We start from the raw sequence: 21,745 nt of genomic DNA, 5'->3' as shown, positions 1-21,745 counted from the left end.
TTCGGTCCTCCCCAACCGGATCAGTGCGGCACGCCGAGATAGGCGTCGATCACCGCTTGGCTGTTCTTGACCTCGTCAGGCGGTCCGTCAGCGATCTTCTTGCCGTAATCGAGCACGACCACGCGGTCGGATAAGTCCATCACCACGCCCATGTCATGCTCGATCAAGGCGATGGTGGTGCCGCGCTGCTGGTTCACGTCGAGGATGAAGCGGCTCATGTCCTCTTTTTCTTCAAGGTTCATGCCAGCCATTGGCTCATCCAGAAGAAGAAGCGAGGGTTCCATCGCCAAGGCGCGGCCAAGTTCGACCCGCTTCTGGAGACCATAAGGCAGCTTGCCCACAGGCGTGCGGCGGATGTGCTCAATTTCCAGAAAGTCGATGATCTCCTCAACCTTTTCGCGATGTTCGATTTCTTCGCGCAAGGCGGGGCCGCGCCACAGCATCTGCCAGACGATATTGCGCTTCATCAGCACGGAGCGCCCGGCCATGATGTTGTCCAAGGTCGACATGCCCTTGAACAAGGCGACGTTCTGGAAGGTCCGCGCAATGCCCTGGCGCACCGCGTCGTGCGGCTTCATCGAACGACGCTCCACCCCGCGGAAGGTGATCGTGCCGACCTGCGGCGTGTAGAAGCCGTTGATGACGTTGAGCATCGAGGTCTTGCCGGCGCCGTTGGGTCCGATGATCGCGCGGATCTCGCCCTGCCGGACATCAAAGGAAATGTCGGTGATCGCCTTCACGCCGCCGAAGGATAGCGAAACGTTGCGGACGTCCATCAGGAGGTCATCCCTGGCGGAGCCCTCCTGGTCGGCCAGCACGGAATGATCGGGGCGCGCGTTCATTCCGCTGCCTCCTTCACAGGCTCGGCCGCTTTGAACACAGGCGCATCGACGATCTTCACGGTAGCAGCGATCCGCCCCTTGCGACCGTCTTCGTAGGTCACCTCCGTCTCGACATACTTCTCGCTGACGCCTTCATAGAGAGCGTTGATCAGGGGGGCGTAGCGTTCGGCGACAAAGGCGCGGCGCACCTTTTGCGTGCGGGTCAACTCGCCGTCATCGGCATCGAGTTCCTTGTGGAGGATCAGGAAGCGCTTGATCTGGGCGGCCGCCATCATCGGCTCGGCGGCCAGCCGCCGGTTGGTGTCTTCCACATTGGCGGCAATCATCTTGTAGACCAGGGGATGCCCGGCGAGTTCCTGGTAGGACGCGTAGGCGATGTTGTTGCGCTCGGCCCAGTTACCAACTGCCTGCAGGTCGATGTTGATGAAAGCCGACGCAAAGTCGCGACCGTTTCCGAACGCCACCGCTTCCTTGATGTTGGGGAAGAATTTCAGCATGTTTTCGAGGTATTTGGGCGCAAACAGCGCCCCGCTCGACAGCTTGCCGACGTCCTTTGCGCGGTCGATGATCTTGAGCTGGCCGTCCGTGTCGAAGAAACCCGCATCACCTGTCTTGACGTAGCCGTCTTCCGTCAGCGTTTCGGCGGTTTTTTCTTCTTCCAGATAATAGCCCGAGAACATTCCCGGTGAGCGGAACTGCACTTCGCCATCCTCGGAAATGCGGATGTCGACGTTGGGCGCAGGCGGTCCAACGGTGTCGGAGCGAACCTCACCGTCCTTCTGGCAGGTTACATAAAGGAAGGCTTCGGTCTGGCCGTAAAGCTGCTTCAGGTTCACGCCGAGCGAGCGGAAAAAGGAAAACAGATCCGAGCCGATCGCTTCGCCCGCGGTGTAGGCCACGCGGATGTTGGAAAGGCCAAGCACGTTCTTGAGCGGACCATAAACCAGGATCTCACCCAGCGCATACGAGACCCGTGCCGAAGCCGGCACAGGACGACCCTCGAGGATCGCTTCGCCGTGTTTCCGCGCGACCTCGATATAGTGCTTGTAGATGCGCTGCTTGAAGCGCCCCGCATCTTCCATGCGGATGGTGATGGACGTCAGCAGCCCTTCAAAAACGCGTGGCGGCGCAAAGTAAAATGTGGGCGCCAGTTCGCGAAGATCCTGCGTGATGGTTTGCCCACTTTCTGGGCAGGCGACGCAGAAGCCAGCGACATAGCCCTGCGCATAATTCAGGTAGTGATCACCCACCCAGGCAAGCGGCAGATAGGCGAGCACGCTGTCTTTCTCTGAAAGCTTGTCGAATGCGACCGTATCCTGCGCCGCCTTCACCGCGTTCTTCGCCTTCAGCATCACGCCCTTGGAGCGACCGGTGGTGCCGGACGTGTAGAGCATGATGGAGATGTCTTCGCCGGAACCGGCGCGTATGTCCTGTTCCCAACGGGTGGCGAGTTGCTTGTCGGCGTGCTGGGCGCTGCGACCCATCTCCTGCACGTCCGCATAATCGTGCAGCATGTGCTTGTCATAATCCCGCAAGCCCCGGGGCTCATCATAGATGATGGCAGTCAGGACGGTCAGCTGTTCGATGAAGCTTTGCAGCTTGTCGACTTGCTCCTGATCCTGCACCACCGCAAACCGCACGCCGGCATGGGTCAGAACATAGGAAAGCTCTTCGGCCACGGCATCGGCATAAACGGGCACCGGAACGCCGCCGACCGACTGCACAGCGCAAACAGCCCAGTAAAGCCGCGGCCGGTTGGCGCCGACAATGGCGACACGGTCGCCCTTCTGCAAACCGAGCCGGGTCAATCCGATCGCGAAATCGCGGATCTGATCGCGCTGCTGGCTCCAGGTCCAGCTTTGCCAGATGCCGCGGTCCTTGTGCCGCATGGCCGCACGCGATCCGAACATCTCCGCATTGCGCAGAAGATATTTCGGAAACGTATCGGGCAAGGGTTGAGCTTGCGCCAATTCCAATCCTCCTCGAACGACGTTGCGTCCGTTCCTCCCGAAGAGTTTGTCCTCTTCTTGGGTTTGGAGAATTCCCCAAATGCTGTCTTGGATCAACCGGCGCCTTGACAGACAAACCGGCTTGTTGTCTTTTCAATCCGCAGCGCGTGTGCGCGCATTTCTCATCCAGAGCCGTAGTTCGACAGGGCCTCCAGGTCGAGCGGGCGTATCGCGCCGGGCTGCAGGTCGATTAGGCCCTCATCGGCGAGTTCCTTTAGGCAGCGGTTCGCGACCTGCCGCGATATGCCGGCCAGCAGCCCGACTTCTTCCTGGGTGATCTCCAGCACGCCGCCCACCTGCGGGCTCAAGACCGGATTGCAAAGCCACGAAAGATTGCGCGCAACGCGGGCCTTGGCGTCGAACGAACGATCATGTTCGGTGATGGCGACGAACTGACCGAGTCTTTCGTTCAGTTGGCGTACAAGGAAGCGGTTGAAGCCGACGCTGTTTTCACACAGCGCCATGAAGGTCGCCTTGTTCATCATGAGAAGCCGGGTGTCACGCAGGGCGACGAGGTCGTATTTGCGCTCCTCGTTCTTGAGCATGGACCCTTCGCCCAGCCACCCTCCGGCGCCAACGCCCACAAAGGTCGTCGCCTTTCCCGAAAGCGAGACCGCGCTCATCTTGACGAGCCCGGTGACGACGCCTGTCCAACTGTCCAGGCGATCCCCGCGATGGCAGATATAACTGTTCTTCGGGTAGAAGCGCTCCGACAAGCCCTTGGCGGCAATCTCCAGTTCAGGCTCCCCGAGTTCCTTCGCCCAGATCAGCGATCGCACCATCTCCTTCTTGTCTGTTGCCACTCGAGATCCTCCCTCGCTGGGGCGCGGCGCTGGCACGACGGTTGCGCGGCAAGGCGAACTCTTTCTCGGTGAAGCAAGGCGCTCTGGCAAGGTCCCGCCCCGGCTCAGCCGACAAAGAACCGGCAGGCGAGGGCGGCAAGGTCCCATATACCTGAATGCGACGCAAGCGGACCGGACCCTATCAGCGATGTAAAGGTATAACATTCATATTGACGAATGTGATAACATAACATACGCAGCTGACCGACGGAGCGCGCCGGGGACAAGCCCCTCGTCAGGGGCAGGCGCGTCCCCAACTGCCACGGAGCCTTGCCATGAAACACTGTCTTGCCGCCCTCTGCTTCATGGCCGCTGCCAGCGTCTGCGCTGGCGCAGAGGCTGAGGAGAAACTCGGCGTAGTTGCGACCTTCTCCATCATCGGCGATTTCGCCAAGGTCGTCGGCGGCGACCGGATCGAACTCAGGACGCTGGTTGGGCGGGACAGCGACGCGCACGTTTATGAACCTCGGCCAGCAGATGCGATGGCTCTTGCGCGCGCCGATGTCGTGCTGGTCAACGGGCTTTCGCTGGAAGGCTTTATGGAACGGCTGGTGGAGGCGAGCGGGACGACGGCACCGGTGACCGTGCTGACGGATGGCGCCGACATTCTCAACGATCCGAACGGCGGGCATTACCACTTCATTGGCGGCGAAGCCGTGTTCCACGCCATGCCCAATGATCCGCATGCCTGGCAATCGGTAAAGAATGCGCTGGTCTATGTGCGCAACATTGCGGACGCCTTCTGCACGGCGGATCAAGCCGGATGTGCTGAGTACCAAGGCAACGCGGCTGCGTACCAGGAGCAACTCATCAGCCTCGACAAGGAGATCAGGCTGGCGATTGGCGAGCTTCCCCAAGCCCGGCGGGTTGCCGTGGTTGGCCACAATGCCTTCCGCTACTTCGAGCGGGATTATGGCGTGACCTTTCTTGCGCCGCAGGGCGTGTCCACCAGTTCCGAAGCGTCGGCGGCCGACGTCGCTTCGCTGATCCGCGAGATCCGTCAGAAGCGCGCAACTGCCGTCTTTGCCGAAAACATCGCTGACTCACGGCTGGTGGAGCAGATCGCGTCCGAAGCGGGTTTGAGCCTGGGTGGCACGCTTTACTCCGATGCGCTGTCGTCCAATGGCGGACCTGCTGCCACCTACATCGAGATGATGCGCGAGAACACCCGCACCATACTGGCCGCGCTCACGACGAATTGATTGCTGCGCCCCAAGCCTGCTTCGCGGCACCGCGCCAAGCTTTTCTGAACAACCACCACAACAAGGAGAGAGACTATGTTGCGGAAGCTCGCCTGCACGACGGGGATCGTGCTTTTGATGTCAGGCTATGCGCTGGCACAAGACAATGACCATGCCAGCGAGAACGTCACGCTTTACCGCGTTTTCGTCGGCGATCATGCTGATCCAAGGGTCACGGCATTCGATCTTCTCGAGCCGCAGAAGCGCTGGACTTTCGAAACAAGGGGACAAACCAAGCTGGTTCCCGTCGATGAAGGCGCCGCAGTTGTCGCCGTACAATCCGACAACGATTCCGTTCAGTTCTTCAACAGCGGTGTGTCGCTCAATGCGCATGGCGATCATGCCGACATCGAGATCTCCGATCCCGCCGCAATCAGCGAACCGTTAACTGGGCCACGTCCCTTCCACGTCATCGATCATGACGGCAAGGTGGTGATCAATTTCGACAGGGGTGGTTATGCCGAAGTCGTGGATGCGCACGAACTCTCGCATGGCGAGCTAGAATCGAACCGTTTGCCGCAGGCGCGGGCCCATCACGGCTTTGCGGCTCCGATCGGCAAGCATTGGGTCACCACGGTCGCATCCGATGCGCCCGTGGAGGGGGATGCCGCGCCCAAGCGCGTTGGCATGCAGACCGTGCAGGAAGATGGCACGCCGGTGGGCGACGTTGCCACCTGCACCGGCATTCATGGCGAGGCCTTCTCCGGCGCTTACCTTGCAGCCGGCTGCGAGGAAGGCATCCTGACGGCGACAGCCGGCAGCGATGGCCCCGCGTTCGAACTGCTGAACTATCCAAGTGACCTGCCAAGCGGCGAGAAGACCGGCACACTGCTGGGCGCCAAGAGCATGCAGGTTTTCCTGGGCGACTATGGCGCCAAGGGCCTGGTGGTTGTTGATCCCGTGGACGAGCCGCACTTCCGGTATATCGAACTGCCCTTCCGCCGCGTTGATTTTGCGCTCGACCCCGCCAATGCGCGCTTCGGCTACGTTCTGACGGAGGATGGCACGCTGCATCAGGTCGATGTGCTTGATGGCAAGATCGCCAACAGTGCGAAGGTGACCGAGCCTCATTCAATGGACGGCCACTGGAACGATCCACGCCCGCGTATCGCCATGGCCGGCGACGAAATCGTGATGAGCGACCCAAAGGCTGGGCTCGTGCGCCGGATTGGCAAAACCGACCTGAAGGAAGTCGGCACGATCAAGGTTGAGGGTATGCCCTACAACATCGCAGTCGTCGGCGGCAGCGGCAAGGTTCACGAAGGTGAGGGGCACGCAGGCCACGGCCATGATCAGGCGGGACACGACCATGCCCATAGTCATGGTGACCCGCAGATCTACAAGGGCTACTTCGAAGACAGCCAGATCACGGATCGTCCGCTTTCCGATTATGCCGGTGACTGGCAGTCCGTTTACCCTTACCTGCGGGATGGCACGCTCGATCCGGTCTGGGCGCACAAGGCGGAGGCTGGTGCCGCAAGCGTCGAGGAGATCCGTGCTGAGTACGAGACCGGCTATAGGACCGACGTCGAGCGCATCACGATCGAAGGCGAGACGGTCACCTTCTACAAGGAAGGCAAGCCGATGAAGGGCGAATACACCTATGACGGCTATGAAATCCTGACCTACAAGAAGGGTAATCGGGGTGTCCGCTTCATCTTCAAGAAAACGGAAGGCGATGCCGAGGCACCGCAGTTCATCCAATTCAGCGATCACAAGATCGCGCAGGAGAGGACCGATCATTTCCACATCTACTGGGGCAATGACCGGGCTGCTCTCCTGGAGGAAGTGACCAACTGGCCGACCTATTATTCATCGTCGCTTTCCGCGCAGCAGATCGTCAGCGAGATGAAGGCGCACTGACAACCTGATCTTTGCAAACCGAAACGCCCGGCCCGTTCAACGGCCGGGCGTCAGCATGTTGTTTTCATTGAGGTCAGGGCATCAGAGCCGCATCCGAGCCGCGCGGATATACACTGCATGGCGGCCGCATGCTCTGCGAGACAAGCCCGGAGGCTGCCACTATCTCAGTCTCGGAGAGGCCAAACCTCGGAAGACACGAAGCAAAGTGGCGGGAATGGAAACTGGCAGGGATAGGAGCCGGATGGTGGTGTGGCCAGTCCATGGCGAACGCGTCTCAGCTCATTTGAAGGCGAGATTGGCGCAAAAATGCGTTTTTGCGCGATAACAGGCGCTTCAGCCACCAATTCTAACCAGCAGAGGCCGTTCTTGCAGACCGGTCAATGACTTAACGGCTCTTCCGTGAATGGGATAAACAGGCGCTTGAAAAGTTCAAACGGGCCCGATAATAGGTAAAGCAGGAACCCTTCCTAAAACGGCGCTGACCGCTGCAACTTGTCAGAGTCGTCTCGTTGCGGGGTTTCGAAATGGTTCAAGCTGAAGAATTTCATCGGCCTAGTCTTAAGGTCGAGTATCTGGCGCCTTCGGTCCTGAAGCCCGATCCGCGCAATGCGCGAACGCACTCCAAGCAGCAGCTAAAGCAGATCGTCGCGTCAATTTCCGAGTTTGGCTTTGCCAATCCGATCTTGGTTGATCAGCACCTCAACGTCATTGCTGGCCATGGAAGGCTGCTTGCGGCCAAGCAAATGGCGCTGGCAAGCGTTCCGATCATCGTTTTGTCCGATCTTTCCGAGACGCAAGTTCGCGCACTCCGATTGGCCGATAACAAGATTGCTTTGAATGCGGGCTGGGACGTCGAGCTTCTTCAGCTGGAGCTTGGCGAGCTGGCCGAACTGGAGATCGACCTCGGAGTAACCGGCTTTTCGGCTGGTGAAATCGATGTGATCTTGAACCCCGTCGACGATCCAAGCGCTGATGAAATACCTGCCATTCGTGCGACGCCGCGCACGAAGGTTGGCGACATCTGGATCCTCGGCGATCATCGGGTGGGTTGTGGCGATGCCAGGGATGAGGGCTTCTTACGAGCTGTGATCGGTGATGGCGCGCAGGTCGATGCCGCCTTCCTTGATCCTCCTTACAACGTCAAGATTAGCGGACATGCGAATGCTCGTGGGCGCCATCGAGAGTTCGCGATGGCTTCCGGTGAGATGACCACGGCTGAGTTCCGATCCTTCTTACACGACACGCTTGGCGCTGCTGCCGCTGTATCGCGCGACGGCGCTATTCACTTCGTTTGCATGGACTGGCGTCACATGGAGGACGTTCAGGTATCCGGCGCTGGCGTTTACGGCGAGCTCCTCAACTTCTGTGTTTGGAACAAGTCGAATGCCGGCATGGGCTCGCTCTACCGTTCCAAGCACGAGTTGATCTACGTTTTCCGCGTCGGGAAAGCTCCTCACTTCAACGCCGTCGAGCTTGGCAAGCATGGCCGCAACCGGACCAACGTATGGGACTACGCCTCAGTGAATTCGTTTGTCGGTGGACGGCAGGAGGATCTAGCGCTGCATCCGACTGTCAAGCCGGTCGGCATGGTCGCCGACGCGCTGATGGACGTAACGCGTCGGGGTGAGTTGGTTCTCGATATTTTCCTTGGATCAGGAACGACACTGATCGCAGCTGACCGCGTCGGACGGCGGTTTCGCGGCTTGGACATCGATCCTGCCTATGTCGATGTTGCTCTCGACCGATGGTCTGCCATGACGGGCAGAGAACCGGTCCTGGTTGGAGGAAGCCGATGAGCGGGAAAGCGCCTCGCAACAACAACGGAACCTTCAAGAAAGGCTTCACAGGCAATCCAAGCGGGGCACCTCGAAAGGCAAACCGAGCTTCAGGTGGGTTGGAGGATATCCTTTTGGACCCACTATTTGCGAGTCCCGCAAGGGACTTGCCGCCTGATGTTCTTCCTGAATACGAGCACGCTTATCGGATGTATCAAGCAGCGCTCTCCGGCAAGAAGCGGCCGAGGCGCATGATCCTAGCGCATATTGAACGTCGGCTACATGAGGGGTCGATGCTAGCCGCAAATGACGCCGCGTTTAGGATCCAGATCATTGGCGAAAACCCGGTTGAGAACGAGCTTGAAGAAGCGCTTCTTCTGCTTGATCTCGCTGCTGAGACGTCGCGCGGTGATGGAAGATCAGAGATCTTGCTGAAGGCATGGGCCGTACAGGCCGCCCTAAAGCATCGACATGGGGGAGCGCGCTTAAATCGAGACGAGCTGTGGTTCGTGAACCGCTTCACGGATGAACGCGAGAACATCCGATGGCCGCGAAACTACACAAAGCTGCTTGAAGAAGCAGGGATCATCGTAAAGGCAAAGGAAGAGGAAGGACATGAGCATGTCTGACTTCCCAAAAGCTGGGCCCAAAAGGCTCAACCAAACGGCAGCTTATGACGCGGTGCTATCGAGAACGGTCATGCTGAAGAAGGGCGATCAGCGTGAAGCGCGGACCGGTGAATGGGCTTTCATTCTGCATTTGCAAAATCGCAGCCGGGCTGGCGACGTTGGTGCGTCCGAGCTGTTGGGTGAATTTTATCAAATGCTGGAAGACACTCGGCCGACGGTGGCTGCTACACAGGTCATCTGGATTGTAGCCGCAGACAAGTGGGTAGCCACAGACGCCTTGAGGATGACGGCAAAGCTCGAGAGCTTTACGCTGCGAGCCGAAAGGAAGTTGGAGCCGTGGGTCGTGGAAGCGGCTCTAAGTCGCTTTGGAAATCGCCGCCTGACCGTTCCAGAGCAGGAGAAGATCGTTCGGGTGACCCGGACGCCGCATAAGGTAAACTGGCCAGAGTGGTGGGAAGCGGAGCCCTTCCAGGCGAAGTCGCACTAGGCCGCCTATTTTCGCTTCTACCCGTTTGCTGTCTCGTGCACGTCCGCTTCCAGAAAGTCCCACCTGTCCTTAAATGAATCGAGGCGGTTGTAAGGGATGCGGCCCCGGATGCCGCAGGGGCTGCGGTAATAGAAGCGATCGAGCATCCCACCAGGGATGACGTAGTAATCGGCACCGCGGCCAACAAAGTCGACAACGATGTAGAAGATCCTGGAGGAGAACTTCGCTTGTGGCAGCGATGTGTCTCCCTTGGCACCTTCCGACCGGGTCTTGACCTGGATCTGGATTGTTCGATCACCCTTGGAAGCAAGGATGTCGAGAAGGGGAGAGTTGCCGTTGATCATAGCGGCCAGCCAGCCTCTTCTGAGAAGCTCGCCGGTTACGAAGTGCTCACCCGCCATTCCAGTCTGCCCCGTGTTGATTAAGGGCAGTTCCGCGAGATTAGACGCTCCATCCATGCTTCGAACCTGAAATCAGTAGCTGTGTCTTCTTCCCCACGATTTATATATTATTGTCTATGGATAGCTAGTCCTTTGTCCGTGTCCCTGCGGCATGGACGTGCGAATTCGAGTGGGGCTCAATCTACAAAGATTGCGCAAGGCGAGGGGCCTTTCGCAGGAAGAGCTTGCGCATGCCGCTGACGTTCACCAGACCTATGTCAGTGACCTCGAACGCGGTAAGCGAAACCCCTCGATCTTAGTGCTTGATCGACTTGCCAAAGCACTTGATGCGGACCTCGTCGATCTGGCCGCCCGCGGGTAGCGCTGGAGGCTATTGTTTCGCCTGCTCCGCCACGTGGATCGGCTCCATCATCGGCACAGGCGATGGCTGAAAAGCCGATCATGCACTAAGACTGAAACCGGGCCACCTCATCGGGGCAGGCCACTCCGAATTGCCGGATATGGTTCTGTCGGTTCGGAGCGAATGAACCGGTCGGTGATGGCGCTGAAGGAAGGATCACTGGTTTCTTCGAAATGCTCTTTCGACCGCATGGTTGTCGCTAGTGAAGTCGCTCGCTGACTGAATGCCTAGACAGTGGGCGCGGTTTCGCCAGCAGGACCCATAAGACAACTTACGAACGTCAGGTCCACTCATCCTTGCGCGCGGTCGTTCCGAAGCAACGGTACGTATCCGGACTGGCGCTGGATGACCTTCACGGCTTGGGCGAGGCGGGCGAATGGGCCGGGAATTGGCGACGGACCTTGCGGACTTTGAAGGCAGGAAAGATCGGCTAGAGCGACGTCGATCGGGGCATCCGCGCCAGTGGGCCGGCCGGGACAGGCAACACGACGTACGCATCCGCCTCGGCCGAACCTGAGTCGTTCCTGTCGTACTGGGAACGTGGCACCTCGGCGATATGCTGAAGGCGATGGCATCCATTTGGCGCCGCATTTCGGGATGGATGCGTCTCGAACCACCCAGGAAAATACTTTCTACGGGCCTTGACCCTTCCATCGTTGGAAACCTCACCTTCGCAACAAATTACCATCGCCTTCTCCTGCTGGCCTGGAGCGCGCGTCCCTTCCGAAGGTGAACGAGAATGACCAATAAAGCCGCCGCCCTGATCCTAGCCGGCGTCGTCATCACGGGTGGCACTCTCGCCGCCGTGTATCGCGACGAAGTCGGACCCTATGCCGCAAGCGTTCTCGCGCTTGTTTCATCGACCGCTGCGTCGGAAGCCGTCGCTCAGCCGTCTCAAATGCCTCTCCCGCAGGTGTCGGTTGCCGAAGTCATTACGCGCAAGGTTTCGCGGTCCTTGGAATTCACCGGCCATCTCGAAGCAACCAAATTCCTTGAACTGCGACCCCGTGTCGGCGGGGCCATCGACGTCGTGAGCGTTCCCGAAGGTGGTCTCGTTCGCCCGGGTCAGCTCCTGTTCCAGATCGACCCCAGGCCGTTTGAGGTCGCTCTGGATTCCGCCAAGGCCCAACTTCAACAGGCGGTGGTTCTTCTCGATCAGGCCGAAATCGATTTCAAGCGCGCCGAAACGCTGGCGCCCAAAGGCACGGTATCGCGTAAGACCTTTGACGAGGCACAGACAGCACGCCGCCAGCGTCAGGCGCAGGTCGAAATCGCGAAGGCAGCCGTGGCTGCTGCCGAACTCGATCTTTCCTTCACGCGGGTCACCGCTCCGATTGCTGGGCGCGTCGACCGGGTTCTGGTCTCCGAAGGCAATCTTGTCGCCGGCGGCAATGCCGGAGCCGCGACACTTCTCACCACAATCGTCTCGACCGACCCCCTCTATGTTTATTTCGATATCGACGAAGCCACCTATCTCGAATTCGGCGCACGTGCGCGGGCGATCGAAAGTGGAAAGGCTTCCGGCAAGTTGCTGGTGCAGGTAGGGCTGATGACCGAGGACGGCTTCCCGCATGCTGGCGAATTCGATTTTCTCGGCAACCGCGTCGACCGGAGCACGGGGACAATCCGCGCTCGGGCCGTTGTGAAGAATCCTGATGGCCGGCTGGCGCATGGCCTTTTTGCACGGGTGAGCCTTGCTACTGCCGAACCAGCTCAGACTGTGCTCATCGACGATCAGGCGATCGGTATCGATCAAGGACGCCGCTACGTCCTGGTTCTCGGAACCGAGGACAAGGCCGAGTACCGTCCGGTCGAACTGGGATCCATGATCGACGGTCTGCGTGTCGTATCAGCCGGCCTCAATCCGAGTGAAAAAATCATCGTGAAGGGGCTGGCAGGTCCGGGTATGCGGGTGGCCCCGCAGATGATCTCGATGCTGCCAAGCCAAGCCGCCGAAGGCGACCGGTCCGCGGCTGAAACACAGGAGGCGCGTCGATGAACATTCCACGCTTTTTCGTCGACCGCCCGATCTTCGCGGTCGTTCTGTCTGTCTTGATGCTGATCGCCGGTGGCCTCACGCTACTGAAGCTGCCGTTGAGCGAGTATCCCCAGGTGACCCCGCCGACTGTGCAGGTCACGGCAAGCTATCCGGGCGCCAATCCCGAGGTGATCGCCGAAACGGTTGCCGCACCGCTTGAGCAGGCGATCAACGGCGTTGAAAATATGCTCTATATGAGCTCGCAGGCGGCAACCGACGGACGCATGACGCTGACGGTGACCTTTCAGCAGGGCACCGATCCCGACATGGCGCAGATCCAGGTGCAGAACCGCGTCTCGCGGGTGCTTCCCCGGCTGCCGCAGGAGGTGCAGCGCATTGGCGTCGTGACGCAGAAGACCTCGCCCGACATCCTGATGGTCGTGCATCTCGTCTCGCCCGACGATCGCTACGATTCTCTCTACCTGTCGAACTTCGCCACTTTGCAGGTGCGCGACCAGCTTGCGCGCCTGCCCGGCGTGGGCGACGTGCTGGTTTGGGGTGCTGGCGAGTATTCGATGCGGATCTGGCTCGATCCGGCCAAGGTGGCGGCGCGCGGTCTGACCGCCTCCGATGTGGTGGCAGCAATTCAGGAGCAGAACGTCCAGGTGGCCGCCGGCTCGGTCGGACAGCAGCCGGAAGCCTCGGCGGCATTCCAAGTCACGGTCAACACCCTTGGCAGGCTTTCGAACGAGGAGCAGTTCGGCGACATCGTCGTCAAGACAGGCGTCGACGGCCAGGTCACCCGTCTGCGGAATGTTGCCCGTATCGAACTTGGTGCGGATTCCTACGCGTTGCGCAGTCTCCTTGACGGCAAGCCGGCACTGGCGATGCAGATCATCCAGAGTCCCGGCGCCAATGCGCTCGAGGTGTCGAGCGCCATTCGCGGCGCCATGGAGGAACTGCAGAAAGGTTTTCCCGAGGGTATAGAGTATCGCATCGCCTACGACCCTACCGTCTTCGTCAAGTCTTCTCTGGAAGCCGTGGTGATGACACTGCTCGAAGCCATCGCGCTGGTCGTACTCGTGGTCGTGCTCTTCCTTCAGACCTGGCGTGCTTCGATCATCCCGCTGGTTGCCGTGCCAGTGTCGTTGGTCGGCACATTCGCCCTTATGTACATGTTCGGCTTCTCGCTGAACACGCTGTCGCTGTTCGGGCTTGTGCTCTCGATCGGTATCGTGGTCGATGACGCCATCGTGGTCGTCGAGAACGTAGAGCGTCACATCGCTCTCGGCGAAACGCCGAAGGAGGCAGCGCGCAAGGCCATGGACGAAGTGACCGGGCCGATCATTGCCATCACTTCGGTGCTATCGGCCGTCTTTATTCCCTCGGCATTCCTGTCTGGCCTGCAAGGCGAGTTCTACAGGCAGTTCGCTCTCACGATCGCAATCTCGACCATCCTGTCGGCGGTCAACTCTCTCACGCTTTCTCCTGCGCTCGCTGCCGTGCTCCTGAGGCCGCACCACGGGGAGGTGAAGCGCGATCTCTTGACCCGCGTGATCGACGGACTGTTCGGCTGGTTCTTCCGGCTGTTTAACCGCTTCTTCGACAGCGCCTCAAATGCCTATGTCTGGACGGTGCGCCGCGCCGTCAGGTTCAGCGTGCTCGTCTTGCTTGTCTATGCCGGCCTGGTCGGCATGACATGGATGGGTTTCCAGGCCGTGCCCAACGGGTTCGTCCCGGCTCAGGACAAGTATTACCTCGTCGGCATCGCTCAGCTTCCGACCGGAGCCTCGCTTGATCGCACCGAGGCCGTTGTCAAGAAAATGTCGGAGATCGCGCTTGCCGAACCGGGCGTGGAAAGCGTCGTCGCGTTTCCGGGTCTTTCGGTCAACGGCATGGTTAATATACCCAACGCCGCCGTGATGTTCACGATGCTCAAGCCCTTTGAAGAGCGGAACGATCCTTCCTTGTCCGCTTTCGCGATCGCGGATCGCTTGATGGGCAAGTTCAGCCAGATACCCGATGGTTTTGCAGGCATCTTCCCTCCACCACCTGTTCCGGGCCTCGGCTCGACCGGCGGTTTCAAGATCCAGATCGAGGATCGGGCGGGGCTTGGCTTCGAGGCCCTCTCGCAGGCGCAGGGCGCAATCATGGGCAAAGCGAAGCAAACACCTGAACTGGCTGGCATGCTCGCGAGCTTCCAGGTGAATGCGCCACAGGTGCAGGTGGACATCGACCGGGTGAAGGCGAAATCGCAAGGGGTGCCGCTCAACACGATCTTCGAGACGTTGCAGGTCAACCTTGGCTCGCTCTACGCGAATGACTTCAATCGATTCGGTCGCACCTACCGCGTGATGGTCCAGGCGGACGCGCCATTTCGTATGCAACCGGAGGACATCGGCCGGCTGAAGGTGCGCAACGCGGCGGGCGAAATGATTCCGTTGTCGGCCTTGCTGACCATCAAGCACAGTTCGGGGCCGGATCGCGTCATGCATTATAATGGCTTCCCGTCAGCCGATGTCAGCGGCGGCCCGGCGTCTGGATACTCGTTCGGGCAAGCGACCGCAGCAATGGAACGGATCGCATCGGAAACGTTGCCACCCGGCATGGCCTTCGAGTGGACGGAACTCGCCTATCAGGAGAAACAAGCCGGGAACACAGCTATGTACGTCTTCCCACTGTCTGTTCTGCTCGCGTTTCTGATTCTTGCGGCGCAGTACAACAGTTGGTCATTGCCGTTCGCTGTGTTGCTGATCGCGCCGATGGCATTACTTTCCGCGATCGCAGGCGTCTGGTTTACGGGAGGCGACAACAACATTTTCACGCAGATCGGGTTCGTCGTGCTCGTGGGACTTGCTGCCAAAAATGCGATCCTGATCGTCGAGTTCGCCAGAGCGAAGGAAGATGAAGGCGTCGATCCGTTGAACGCCGTGCTTGAAGCAGCCCGGCTTCGCCTGCGGCCAATCCTGATGACCTCGCTCGCCTTCATCGCAGGCGTCGTTCCGCTTGTGATCGCAACGGGGGCTGGTGCCGAGATGCGGCATGTCATGGGTGTTGCCGTGTTCGCCGGCATGCTTGGCGTCACGCTGTTCGGCCTCGTGCTGACGCCGGGGTTCTACGTCTTGGTGCGTCGTATGGCGATCGCCCGGCAGGCGCGGGGCGATGTCGCCGCAGCGTTGGGGTCGCGCGTCTACGACACGATGTCGGAGGGCGGTAGCAAAAAGGGGCGATCTGCGCCACCTGCCAACAGCAGAATGACATGAATAAAAGAGTGCCAGGCAAGGGGCGAGCATAGCGTTTGAAAGGAAGCTGTGCGACGTTGAGCATTGGATCCGTCTGCCAGGATCGGCCGTCTGCCACTCACCGCGCGGCGGTGAGCTTGGGTTCGACATGGACGCGAGCGGAGACCTGCTTCGCATCGGCTCCTTCTCGGCCAGGCAGGCATCCGCGGTTTGGATTGCGCAGGTCCAGCTTGTTGCCGTCAGACAGTGAGATGCGAAGGTGGAGAGGCTGCAAAGAGTCCTGGGTTAGCGTTGACGGAGGTCAAAGCGCGAATCCACGGCTGGGCACTCTGCTCTGACTGGCTCACGAAACCCACGTGCCGTATTCGTCCGGCAGATGCCGCCACTGCGCCCCGGGCAATCCATATCATGCCATCAATGTAGCGCCGCTTATCCGGCGTCGGAGGGCAGCCGCGTCCGCGCTCCCGCGCAACAGCGGACCAAGCAGCGCTTACTCTTCATCCGAAGCACCGATCCGCTCGCCCAATGCCGCCTCCAAAGGCAGCCTAAAATCAACGGCTGAGTCTTTCTTCGAGCTTCGTCCACGAAGCTTTGAGAAAGCGCAATTGGTCCCGCCCGGGAGCTTTGACTTGTCGTGGACGGCGATAAGCGTAATCCCCGACTGGGTTTTCTTTCTTTGTTCAAGACAGTCAACAAATGTCCCGGATGAGCGTATCCATTCGTTGGCAGCGCATCGCGTTCTTGGCGCCGGAGTAGAAGTTGGCTATCGGCGTTCCCGATAGGGCACCTCTGAATGGCGGTAGTGTCGCGCCCACGACGCGAAACTCGCAAGCGCGCTTCGCGGAATCCGTTGGTCAAACGCGAAAAAGTCGTCTGACGCGCGGTCGGAGCAAGAAACGAGCCGAGCCAGCACGCCATGATAGGTTCCAGGACGCTCTGAGCGCCCTGAAAGGCATCAGGCATACTGAAGCGAAGTCATCATGCCGCCCGCCATGTGGTAGAGGTGGTGGCAGTGCAGCGCCCATTTCCCAGGGTTGCGGGCATCGAATGCGACGGTCACGCTGCCCATGTTCGCAGGCACGAGGACAGCGTCGCGGACCGCCCCTCTGATGCGCATGCCATTCACTGCGACGACCTGGAAATGATGTCCGTGCAGGTGCATCGGGTGGGACATGCTGGAGTGGTTCATGAAGGTGAGTTCAAACCGCTCGCCTTCGGAAACCCTGAGCGGCGCGTCTTCACCATGCATCTTGCCATCGAGCGTCCAGACGTAGCCCGCCGCTTCTCCAAGCATCATCGTGTGCTTGCGGTCGGCAGGCCTGTCTGAAAGCGGCTCCAGCGCTCTCAGCCTGTGCTCCAGGTCGGCTTCGACGGCAGCATAGTTCTCCGCCGTCAAGGCTTTGAGCTTCGTGATCTCTGCACCCGTGGACGCGAGGACGAATCCCGTGCGGTTGCGGCCGCCCTCCTGGACTGCGAATACGGGCCACGCGCCGCCGCCGCGAGGGATTTCGAGGACGATGTCCAGACGTTGGGCGACGGCGCACTCGAACCGAGAACCCTCGATCGGCTGGACAGGCATGCCGTCCACGGCGACGAGGCGCCCCCGCAGCGAGTCAAGGTCGATCCACATGTTCGTGGTGGCCGCGCCGTTGATCAGGCGCAGGCGCACCCGGCCACCGCGCTCGACGGAGAAGACCTCGGGATCGTCCAGCGTCCGGTCGTTGGCGAGCAGCGCGTCGTATTCGACGTCCTGGAGGTGGCTCATGCCGCCCGTCGCGGAATCCCGCGCAGGCATTCCGGACATTCCATGCCTCCCGTGCGCGCCCGGCCCCGGAGAAACTGCTCTCGGCGCGCCGTGGCCGGCATGCCCGCCTGACCCCGATTGCGGGCCGTGGCCGCCGTTCCTCAGTCCGGCGAGGACTTCCTCCGGGTCGCGGAAGGTGAAGTCATGGAACATCACCACAACGTCCTGCACGTCTTCGCCCGCCTCGGCCGGATCGCGCACGATGAGGGGCGCCGCGAGAAGCCGCTGTTCCTGGAGTCCCGCGTGCGAGTGCATCCAGTTGGTGCCCGGGGCGCCGACGACGAAGTCGTAGTCATGGCTCCGGCCTGCCGCGATCGGATCCTGCGAGATGCCGCCGACGCCGTCCTGCTGCCAAGGCGGAGTAAGTCCGTGCCAGTGGATCGTCGTGTCTTCTCCCGTCTGGTTGTCGAGCCGCACCTGGAACCGCTGGCCCGCGTCGAGAACGAGGCCATGCCTCCCGTCTGGCTGCATCAACCCGAACACGGTCGCCGGTCGGCCGTTGACCTCTATAACCCGCGTGCCGGCCCTGATCGTGGTCAGGGAAGCGGCCGATGCCGGGGTTTCCGGGAGTAGCAGCGAAGGCGCTGCGGCCAGTCCGCCAATTGCTGCGGTGCCAGCCACGAACTGTCGACGTGAAAGCTGCATAATCGTTCTCCTGAAATAGGTTGGTCGTCCACTGACAAGGCTCGGTTAGCTGACCACTTCGAATCCTCGCCCGAGCGTCCGCTGGCGCTTCGGCGGGACTGGGTCGGCGCAGTCGGTGCAGCCGAGCTCATGCAGGATCGGGCAGTCGGGCATGTCGTCGCCGTGGCAGTTCTCTGCCAGGTGCCGGAGCGCCGAGGTCATCTCCTTCAGTTCCTGCATCTTCCTCTCCAGTTCGGCGACGTGCCCGAGCGCCATCGCCTTCACGTCGGCGCTGGCGCGGTTGCGGTCGCGCCAGAGTTTCAGGAGGCTGGAGATCTGCTTCACAGAGAAGCCGAGGTCGCGGGCTCGGCGCACGAAGCGCAGGGTGTGGATCTCGGGATCGGTGTAGACCCGGTACCCGGAGGATGTCCTCAGGGCCGATTTGATAACCCCGATCTCCTCGTAGTACCGGATCATCTTCGTCGAGATCCCGGTGGCGGCGGCTGCCTCCCCGATATTCATCGTGCTTGCTCCCTCTGAATTGTCGTCTCTTCCGGCGTGAAGAACACGTCGGCGTGGATGTCGCGGGCGGACACGCCCCGGTCAATCAGGACCGATAGCGAGGCGTCCACCATTGCGGGCGGGCCGGCGACGTAGGCCTTGGCTCCGGCCAGGTCGTCATGGTCCTCTGCCACCGCTGCCGATACGTAACCGGACCGCCACCCGGCGCCTTGGACGCGGGAAAGGACGGGGAAGAAAGTGAAGTTCCGGAACCGCCGCATCAGGGCCTGGAAATGCTCGACGAGATAGAGATCACGTTCGGTGCGGGCGCCGAAGTAGAGATGCACGGGCACCTCCATCCCGGAGTTCAGCGATGTCTCGACGATGGATTTCGCTGGGGCTAGTCCGCTGCCGCCCGCGATGGCGACGATCGGACCTGGATGGGCATCTCGGAGATAGGCGGATCCCGCCGGACCCTCGACCGCTACACGCGCGCCAACCTGGAGGGACATGATCCTGCTGCTCGTGCGTCCGCCAGGGACGGCGCGCACGTGAAGATCGACCAGCTCCTCGTCGGGCCTGCTCGCCATGGAATACTGCCTCGCCGGCGCGCCCTCTACCTCAAGTCTGAGATACTGCCCTGCGGCAAAGCGGAACGTGGAGCGGTCGCGGAACTCCAGCCGGACAAGGCGGATGTCGTCGGTCATGTGTTCGACGGCGATCACCGTTGCCTCCTGCCTAGCGGTGCGCCCGGCGGGTACTGTTTCGTCCAGCCACGCGACTGTCACGTCGGTGGCCGGCACGGCCCGGCAGGCGAGGATGAGACCTCCGGCGCGTTCCTCGTCCGTCAGGGCGAAGGGCGAGTGCTTGCCCAGCGTGACTTCGCCCTCGACCAGCCGCGACTTGCAGGCGCCGCAGCGTCCCGAGGTGCAGCTGTGCGGGTAGGGTACGCCCGCTTCAAGCGCCGCCGAGAGCAGCGTGAGGCCCTGGGGAACGGAGATTCGCCGCTCTACCTGCGGGAGCTTTAGGAGGGGCAGGTTCAGGCCGTCAGGCTGCGTAGGGATCGGCTCGGGGAAGCCTTGATGGGCGTTCATCGTGTGGACCTCTCTTCGGTGTTGCTGAAGTTGTAAGGGTTCCAGCGAATGGAAGGTCAACAGGAAAATCGAGGCCGATACATCAAAGGGCAAGGGCCGTATCCACGGCCCCAGCGAGCCCTCCTGTTTGGTCATGGTCCTCCTCACACGGCGGCGAGATCGGGCCTATGTATGCTCCCGCAACTGATTGCTCGGCACTTCTACACGTCCGTTGCGGAGAACCTGGCGGCTTCGAATCCCGTCTCGGCTGCGATGGAGACCAGGACCTTGGCGTCGCCCACGTTGCGGCTGTCGGTCAGGTGGGCTTTCTGAACCGCGCCGAACATGGTCCAAGTGCCCCGGCTGTCCGCCCTGTGCTTCAGCGGCCTTGCGGGCGAGGGCGCCGAGCAGGCCGGAGGGGTACTCGAACGCTTGCGCCCGCCTGCCGTCGATGCCGATCGTGCCGGGGTCGTCGGCCGCCTGCCTGCACGCTCCCCAGTGGCCGAGGATCACATCATTGGCGCGTTCCATGGAACCGAACACACGGACCATTTCCGCGCGCGAACCTGCAGTGCCGGGATAACGCCTTGGCAAAGGACGCGAAGGCGTGGGGACGGCACGAAGGACCAGCCGCAGACCACGGCGTGGCAGAAGTCCACGGTCATTCTCTTCGAGGTCATGTTCAGGCCCCTTCAAGTCCGCAAAAGGTGGCAGGCTGACGTTCGAAAGTCGCGGCGGCGAGGCGGGCAGGCAGTTCGGCGAAGTGCCGCCCCTGGAACCGCGCTCCTGCGAGGTCGTGGCGTCGGCGAAAAGCGAATCATCGCCGCCGGCGGCGGTGCCGGCTCCGTACGGCGAGCCGCCGATGACGCACGAGTTGTCGGTCTGCTCCTTGAACGAATAGGGCAGGCCGGGGATTCCCATGCCGAAATGCAGGAGCACCGTGTGTACCGAGAGGATCGTGCTTTCCTGGTCGCCGTGCTGGGTGGCGCTGGAGGTGAAGACGGCGCCCATCTTGCCGATCAGGCGGTCAGAAACCGAGAGTCCTCGTGGCCTTGACGAAGCTGCCGCGGTCGACGATGCGCTGGAAGGACCGCATGGCGGCGATGAGGTCCATGCGCTGATCCCTTCTAGGCAGCGATCCGCATTCCGAGCGCAGCCTCGATCCGAGGGATCTGGTCCCGGAAGGTTCCGAAGAAGATATCGCCGCCGATGACGGTGATCGGAGCGATGCGGACCCCGGTCCTGCGGCGCGCCTCTTCGGCGACCGCCGGATCGCGCAAGTCGCGTTCGACGAAGGGAATTCCTTGCGCGGTGAACCAGCGCTTGACCGCGATGCAGTCCGGGCAGGTGGGCGTGGTGAAGATTTCGATCCAGAGAGAGGCTGCTGCGGTCATGGCAGGTTTGTCCGATTGGAGAAGAGGAGGAAGCTGGCCCGCGGCGTGCGCGGGCCAGCAGCTTGGTCATTCGGCCGGGAGGGGCTTCAACGCGGCTCCAGAGCCGTGCGTGACTCTCAAGGGCGCCTGGAAGCGCTTCAGTCGCATGGCGTTGCCGAGCACAAAGACGCTTGACAGCGCCATTGCGCCAGCCGCCAGCATCGGCGACAGCAAGGTGCCGCCGAATGGGTAGAGCGCGCCGGCAGCCACCGGAATCAGGCTGGCGTTGTAGGCGAAGGCCCAGAACAGGTTCTGGCGGATGTTGCGGATCGTCGCCTTGGACAGACCGATCGCGTTGGCCACGCCCGTCAGCTCGCCAGACATCAGGACCACGTCCGCGCTTTCGATGGCGACGTCCGTCCCGGTGCCGATCGCCAAGCCAACATCGGCCTCGGCGAGCGCTGGCGCGTCGTTGATGCCATCGCCGACGAACGCCACCAGGCGGCCGCCCTCGCGCAGGCGCTTGATCGCTTCGACCTTTCCTTCCGGCAGGACTTCGGCGACGACCTCGTCGATGCCGAGTTCGGCCGCTATCGCCTCCGCCGTGCGCCGGTTGTCTCCCGTGATCATCGCCACCTTGAGGCCGAGTTCGTGGAGGGCG

18 protein-coding genes are annotated in these 21,745 nt (G+C 61.2%); 8 read left to right on the top strand and 10 right to left on the bottom strand.

From position 1 onward, the window contains the following. Positions 1-20: 20 nt before the first annotated feature. From J5Y06_RS21945 to J5Y06_RS21935, 3 genes are all read right to left on the bottom strand, one after another. Entirely contained in the window at positions 21-842 is an 822-nt protein-coding gene (locus tag J5Y06_RS21945; protein WP_209337344.1) for an ABC transporter ATP-binding protein, read from the bottom strand. Further along, complete coding sequence (locus J5Y06_RS21940) at positions 839-2,752, bottom strand: AMP-binding protein (RefSeq protein WP_209337419.1); 1,914 nt, start codon at positions 2,750-2,752, stop codon at positions 839-841. Before J5Y06_RS21940 ends, J5Y06_RS21945 begins: the two co-directional genes overlap by 4 nt. A gap of 221 nt (positions 2,753-2,973) precedes the next feature. After that, positions 2,974-3,633 (bottom strand): Crp/Fnr family transcriptional regulator, encoded by a 660-nt coding sequence (locus J5Y06_RS21935; protein ID WP_209337418.1) that lies wholly within the window; start codon positions 3,631-3,633, stop codon positions 2,974-2,976. A gap of 335 nt (positions 3,634-3,968) precedes the next feature. On the opposite strand from J5Y06_RS21935, the gene aztC reads away from it, so the two are divergent. From aztC to J5Y06_RS21910, 5 genes are all read left to right on the top strand, one after another. Next, complete coding sequence (aztC, locus tag J5Y06_RS21930) at positions 3,969-4,895, top strand: zinc ABC transporter substrate-binding protein AztC (RefSeq protein WP_209337343.1); 927 nt, start codon at positions 3,969-3,971, stop codon at positions 4,893-4,895. Between the two features lie 1,206 nt (positions 4,896-6,101). Beyond that, positions 6,102-6,797, top strand: coding sequence for a ZinT family metal-binding protein (locus tag J5Y06_RS23510; RefSeq protein WP_385932515.1), 696 nt, complete (start codon positions 6,102-6,104; stop codon positions 6,795-6,797). 524 nt (positions 6,798-7,321) lie between these two features. Then, the gene (locus J5Y06_RS21920) at positions 7,322-8,593 is read left to right on the top strand and encodes a site-specific DNA-methyltransferase (protein ID WP_209337342.1); all 1,272 of its coding nucleotides are present in this window, start codon (positions 7,322-7,324) and stop codon (positions 8,591-8,593) included. A gap of 272 nt (positions 8,594-8,865) precedes the next feature. Then, the gene (locus J5Y06_RS21915) at positions 8,866-9,201 is read left to right on the top strand and encodes a hypothetical protein (RefSeq protein WP_209337341.1); all 336 of its coding nucleotides are present in this window, start codon (positions 8,866-8,868) and stop codon (positions 9,199-9,201) included. Continuing rightward, positions 9,188-9,688 carry a hypothetical protein gene (locus tag J5Y06_RS21910; RefSeq protein ID WP_209337340.1) on the top strand — a complete coding sequence of 167 codons (501 nt, stop codon included), beginning with the start codon at positions 9,188-9,190 and terminating at the stop codon, positions 9,686-9,688. Before J5Y06_RS21915 ends, J5Y06_RS21910 begins: the two co-directional genes overlap by 14 nt. Before the next feature lie 17 nt (positions 9,689-9,705). Here the strand turns inward: J5Y06_RS21910 and J5Y06_RS21905 are convergent, their stop codons facing one another. Continuing rightward, on the bottom strand, positions 9,706-10,146 hold the full coding sequence (locus tag J5Y06_RS21905; RefSeq protein ID WP_209337339.1) for a hypothetical protein: 441 nt from the start codon (positions 10,144-10,146) through the stop codon (positions 9,706-9,708). A 94-nt stretch (positions 10,147-10,240) separates the two neighbouring features. Here J5Y06_RS21905 and J5Y06_RS21900 point away from each other — a divergent pair, with 94 nt between their 5' ends. From J5Y06_RS21900 to J5Y06_RS21890, 3 genes are all read left to right on the top strand, one after another. Next, positions 10,241-10,450: a helix-turn-helix domain-containing protein gene (locus tag J5Y06_RS21900; RefSeq protein WP_209337338.1), complete on the top strand. Its 210-nt coding sequence runs from the start codon at positions 10,241-10,243 to the stop codon at positions 10,448-10,450. A 778-nt stretch (positions 10,451-11,228) separates the two neighbouring features. Beyond that, the gene (locus J5Y06_RS21895) at positions 11,229-12,488 is read left to right on the top strand and encodes an efflux RND transporter periplasmic adaptor subunit (RefSeq protein WP_209337337.1); all 1,260 of its coding nucleotides are present in this window, start codon (positions 11,229-11,231) and stop codon (positions 12,486-12,488) included. Beyond that, a complete protein-coding gene (locus J5Y06_RS21890) occupies positions 12,485-15,730 on the top strand; it encodes an efflux RND transporter permease subunit (RefSeq protein ID WP_245248286.1) in 3,246 nt (1,081 codons plus the stop codon). The genes J5Y06_RS21895 and J5Y06_RS21890 overlap by 4 nt, the downstream gene beginning before the upstream one ends. 934 nt (positions 15,731-16,664) lie before the next feature. Here J5Y06_RS21890 and J5Y06_RS21885 read toward each other — a convergent pair. From J5Y06_RS21885 to J5Y06_RS21860, 6 genes are all read right to left on the bottom strand, one after another. After that, positions 16,665-18,158, bottom strand: a complete 1,494-nt coding sequence (locus J5Y06_RS21885; RefSeq protein ID WP_245248284.1) for a multicopper oxidase family protein — start codon at positions 18,156-18,158, stop codon at positions 16,665-16,667. Positions 18,159-18,203: 45 nt separating this feature from the next. Then, entirely contained in the window at positions 18,204-18,659 is a 456-nt protein-coding gene (gene cueR, locus J5Y06_RS21880; RefSeq protein ID WP_209337336.1) for a Cu(I)-responsive transcriptional regulator, read from the bottom strand. Further along, complete coding sequence (locus J5Y06_RS21875; protein WP_245248282.1) at positions 18,656-19,867, bottom strand: 2Fe-2S iron-sulfur cluster-binding protein; 1,212 nt, start codon at positions 19,865-19,867, stop codon at positions 18,656-18,658. Before J5Y06_RS21875 ends, cueR begins: the two co-directional genes overlap by 4 nt. Positions 19,868-19,897: 30 nt before the next feature. Next, positions 19,898-20,722, bottom strand: a complete 825-nt coding sequence (locus tag J5Y06_RS23505) for an NADPH-dependent FMN reductase family protein (RefSeq protein WP_209337335.1) — start codon at positions 20,720-20,722, stop codon at positions 19,898-19,900. Positions 20,723-20,838: 116 nt separating this feature from the next. Beyond that, on the bottom strand, positions 20,839-21,105 hold the full coding sequence (locus J5Y06_RS21865; protein ID WP_209337334.1) for a glutaredoxin family protein: 267 nt from the start codon (positions 21,103-21,105) through the stop codon (positions 20,839-20,841). Between the two features lie 66 nt (positions 21,106-21,171). Continuing rightward, positions 21,172-21,745: HAD-IC family P-type ATPase (locus J5Y06_RS21860; RefSeq protein WP_209337333.1), on the bottom strand; the 574-nt coding region annotated here is incomplete at its 5' end.

This window comes from Tianweitania sediminis, assembly GCF_017813335.1.
GTDB classification, from domain to species: Bacteria; Pseudomonadota; Alphaproteobacteria; order Rhizobiales; family Rhizobiaceae; genus Tianweitania; species Tianweitania sediminis.
The sequence above is the reverse complement of the archived record's forward strand: the minus strand, read 5'-3'. Positions and strand labels throughout refer to the sequence as shown.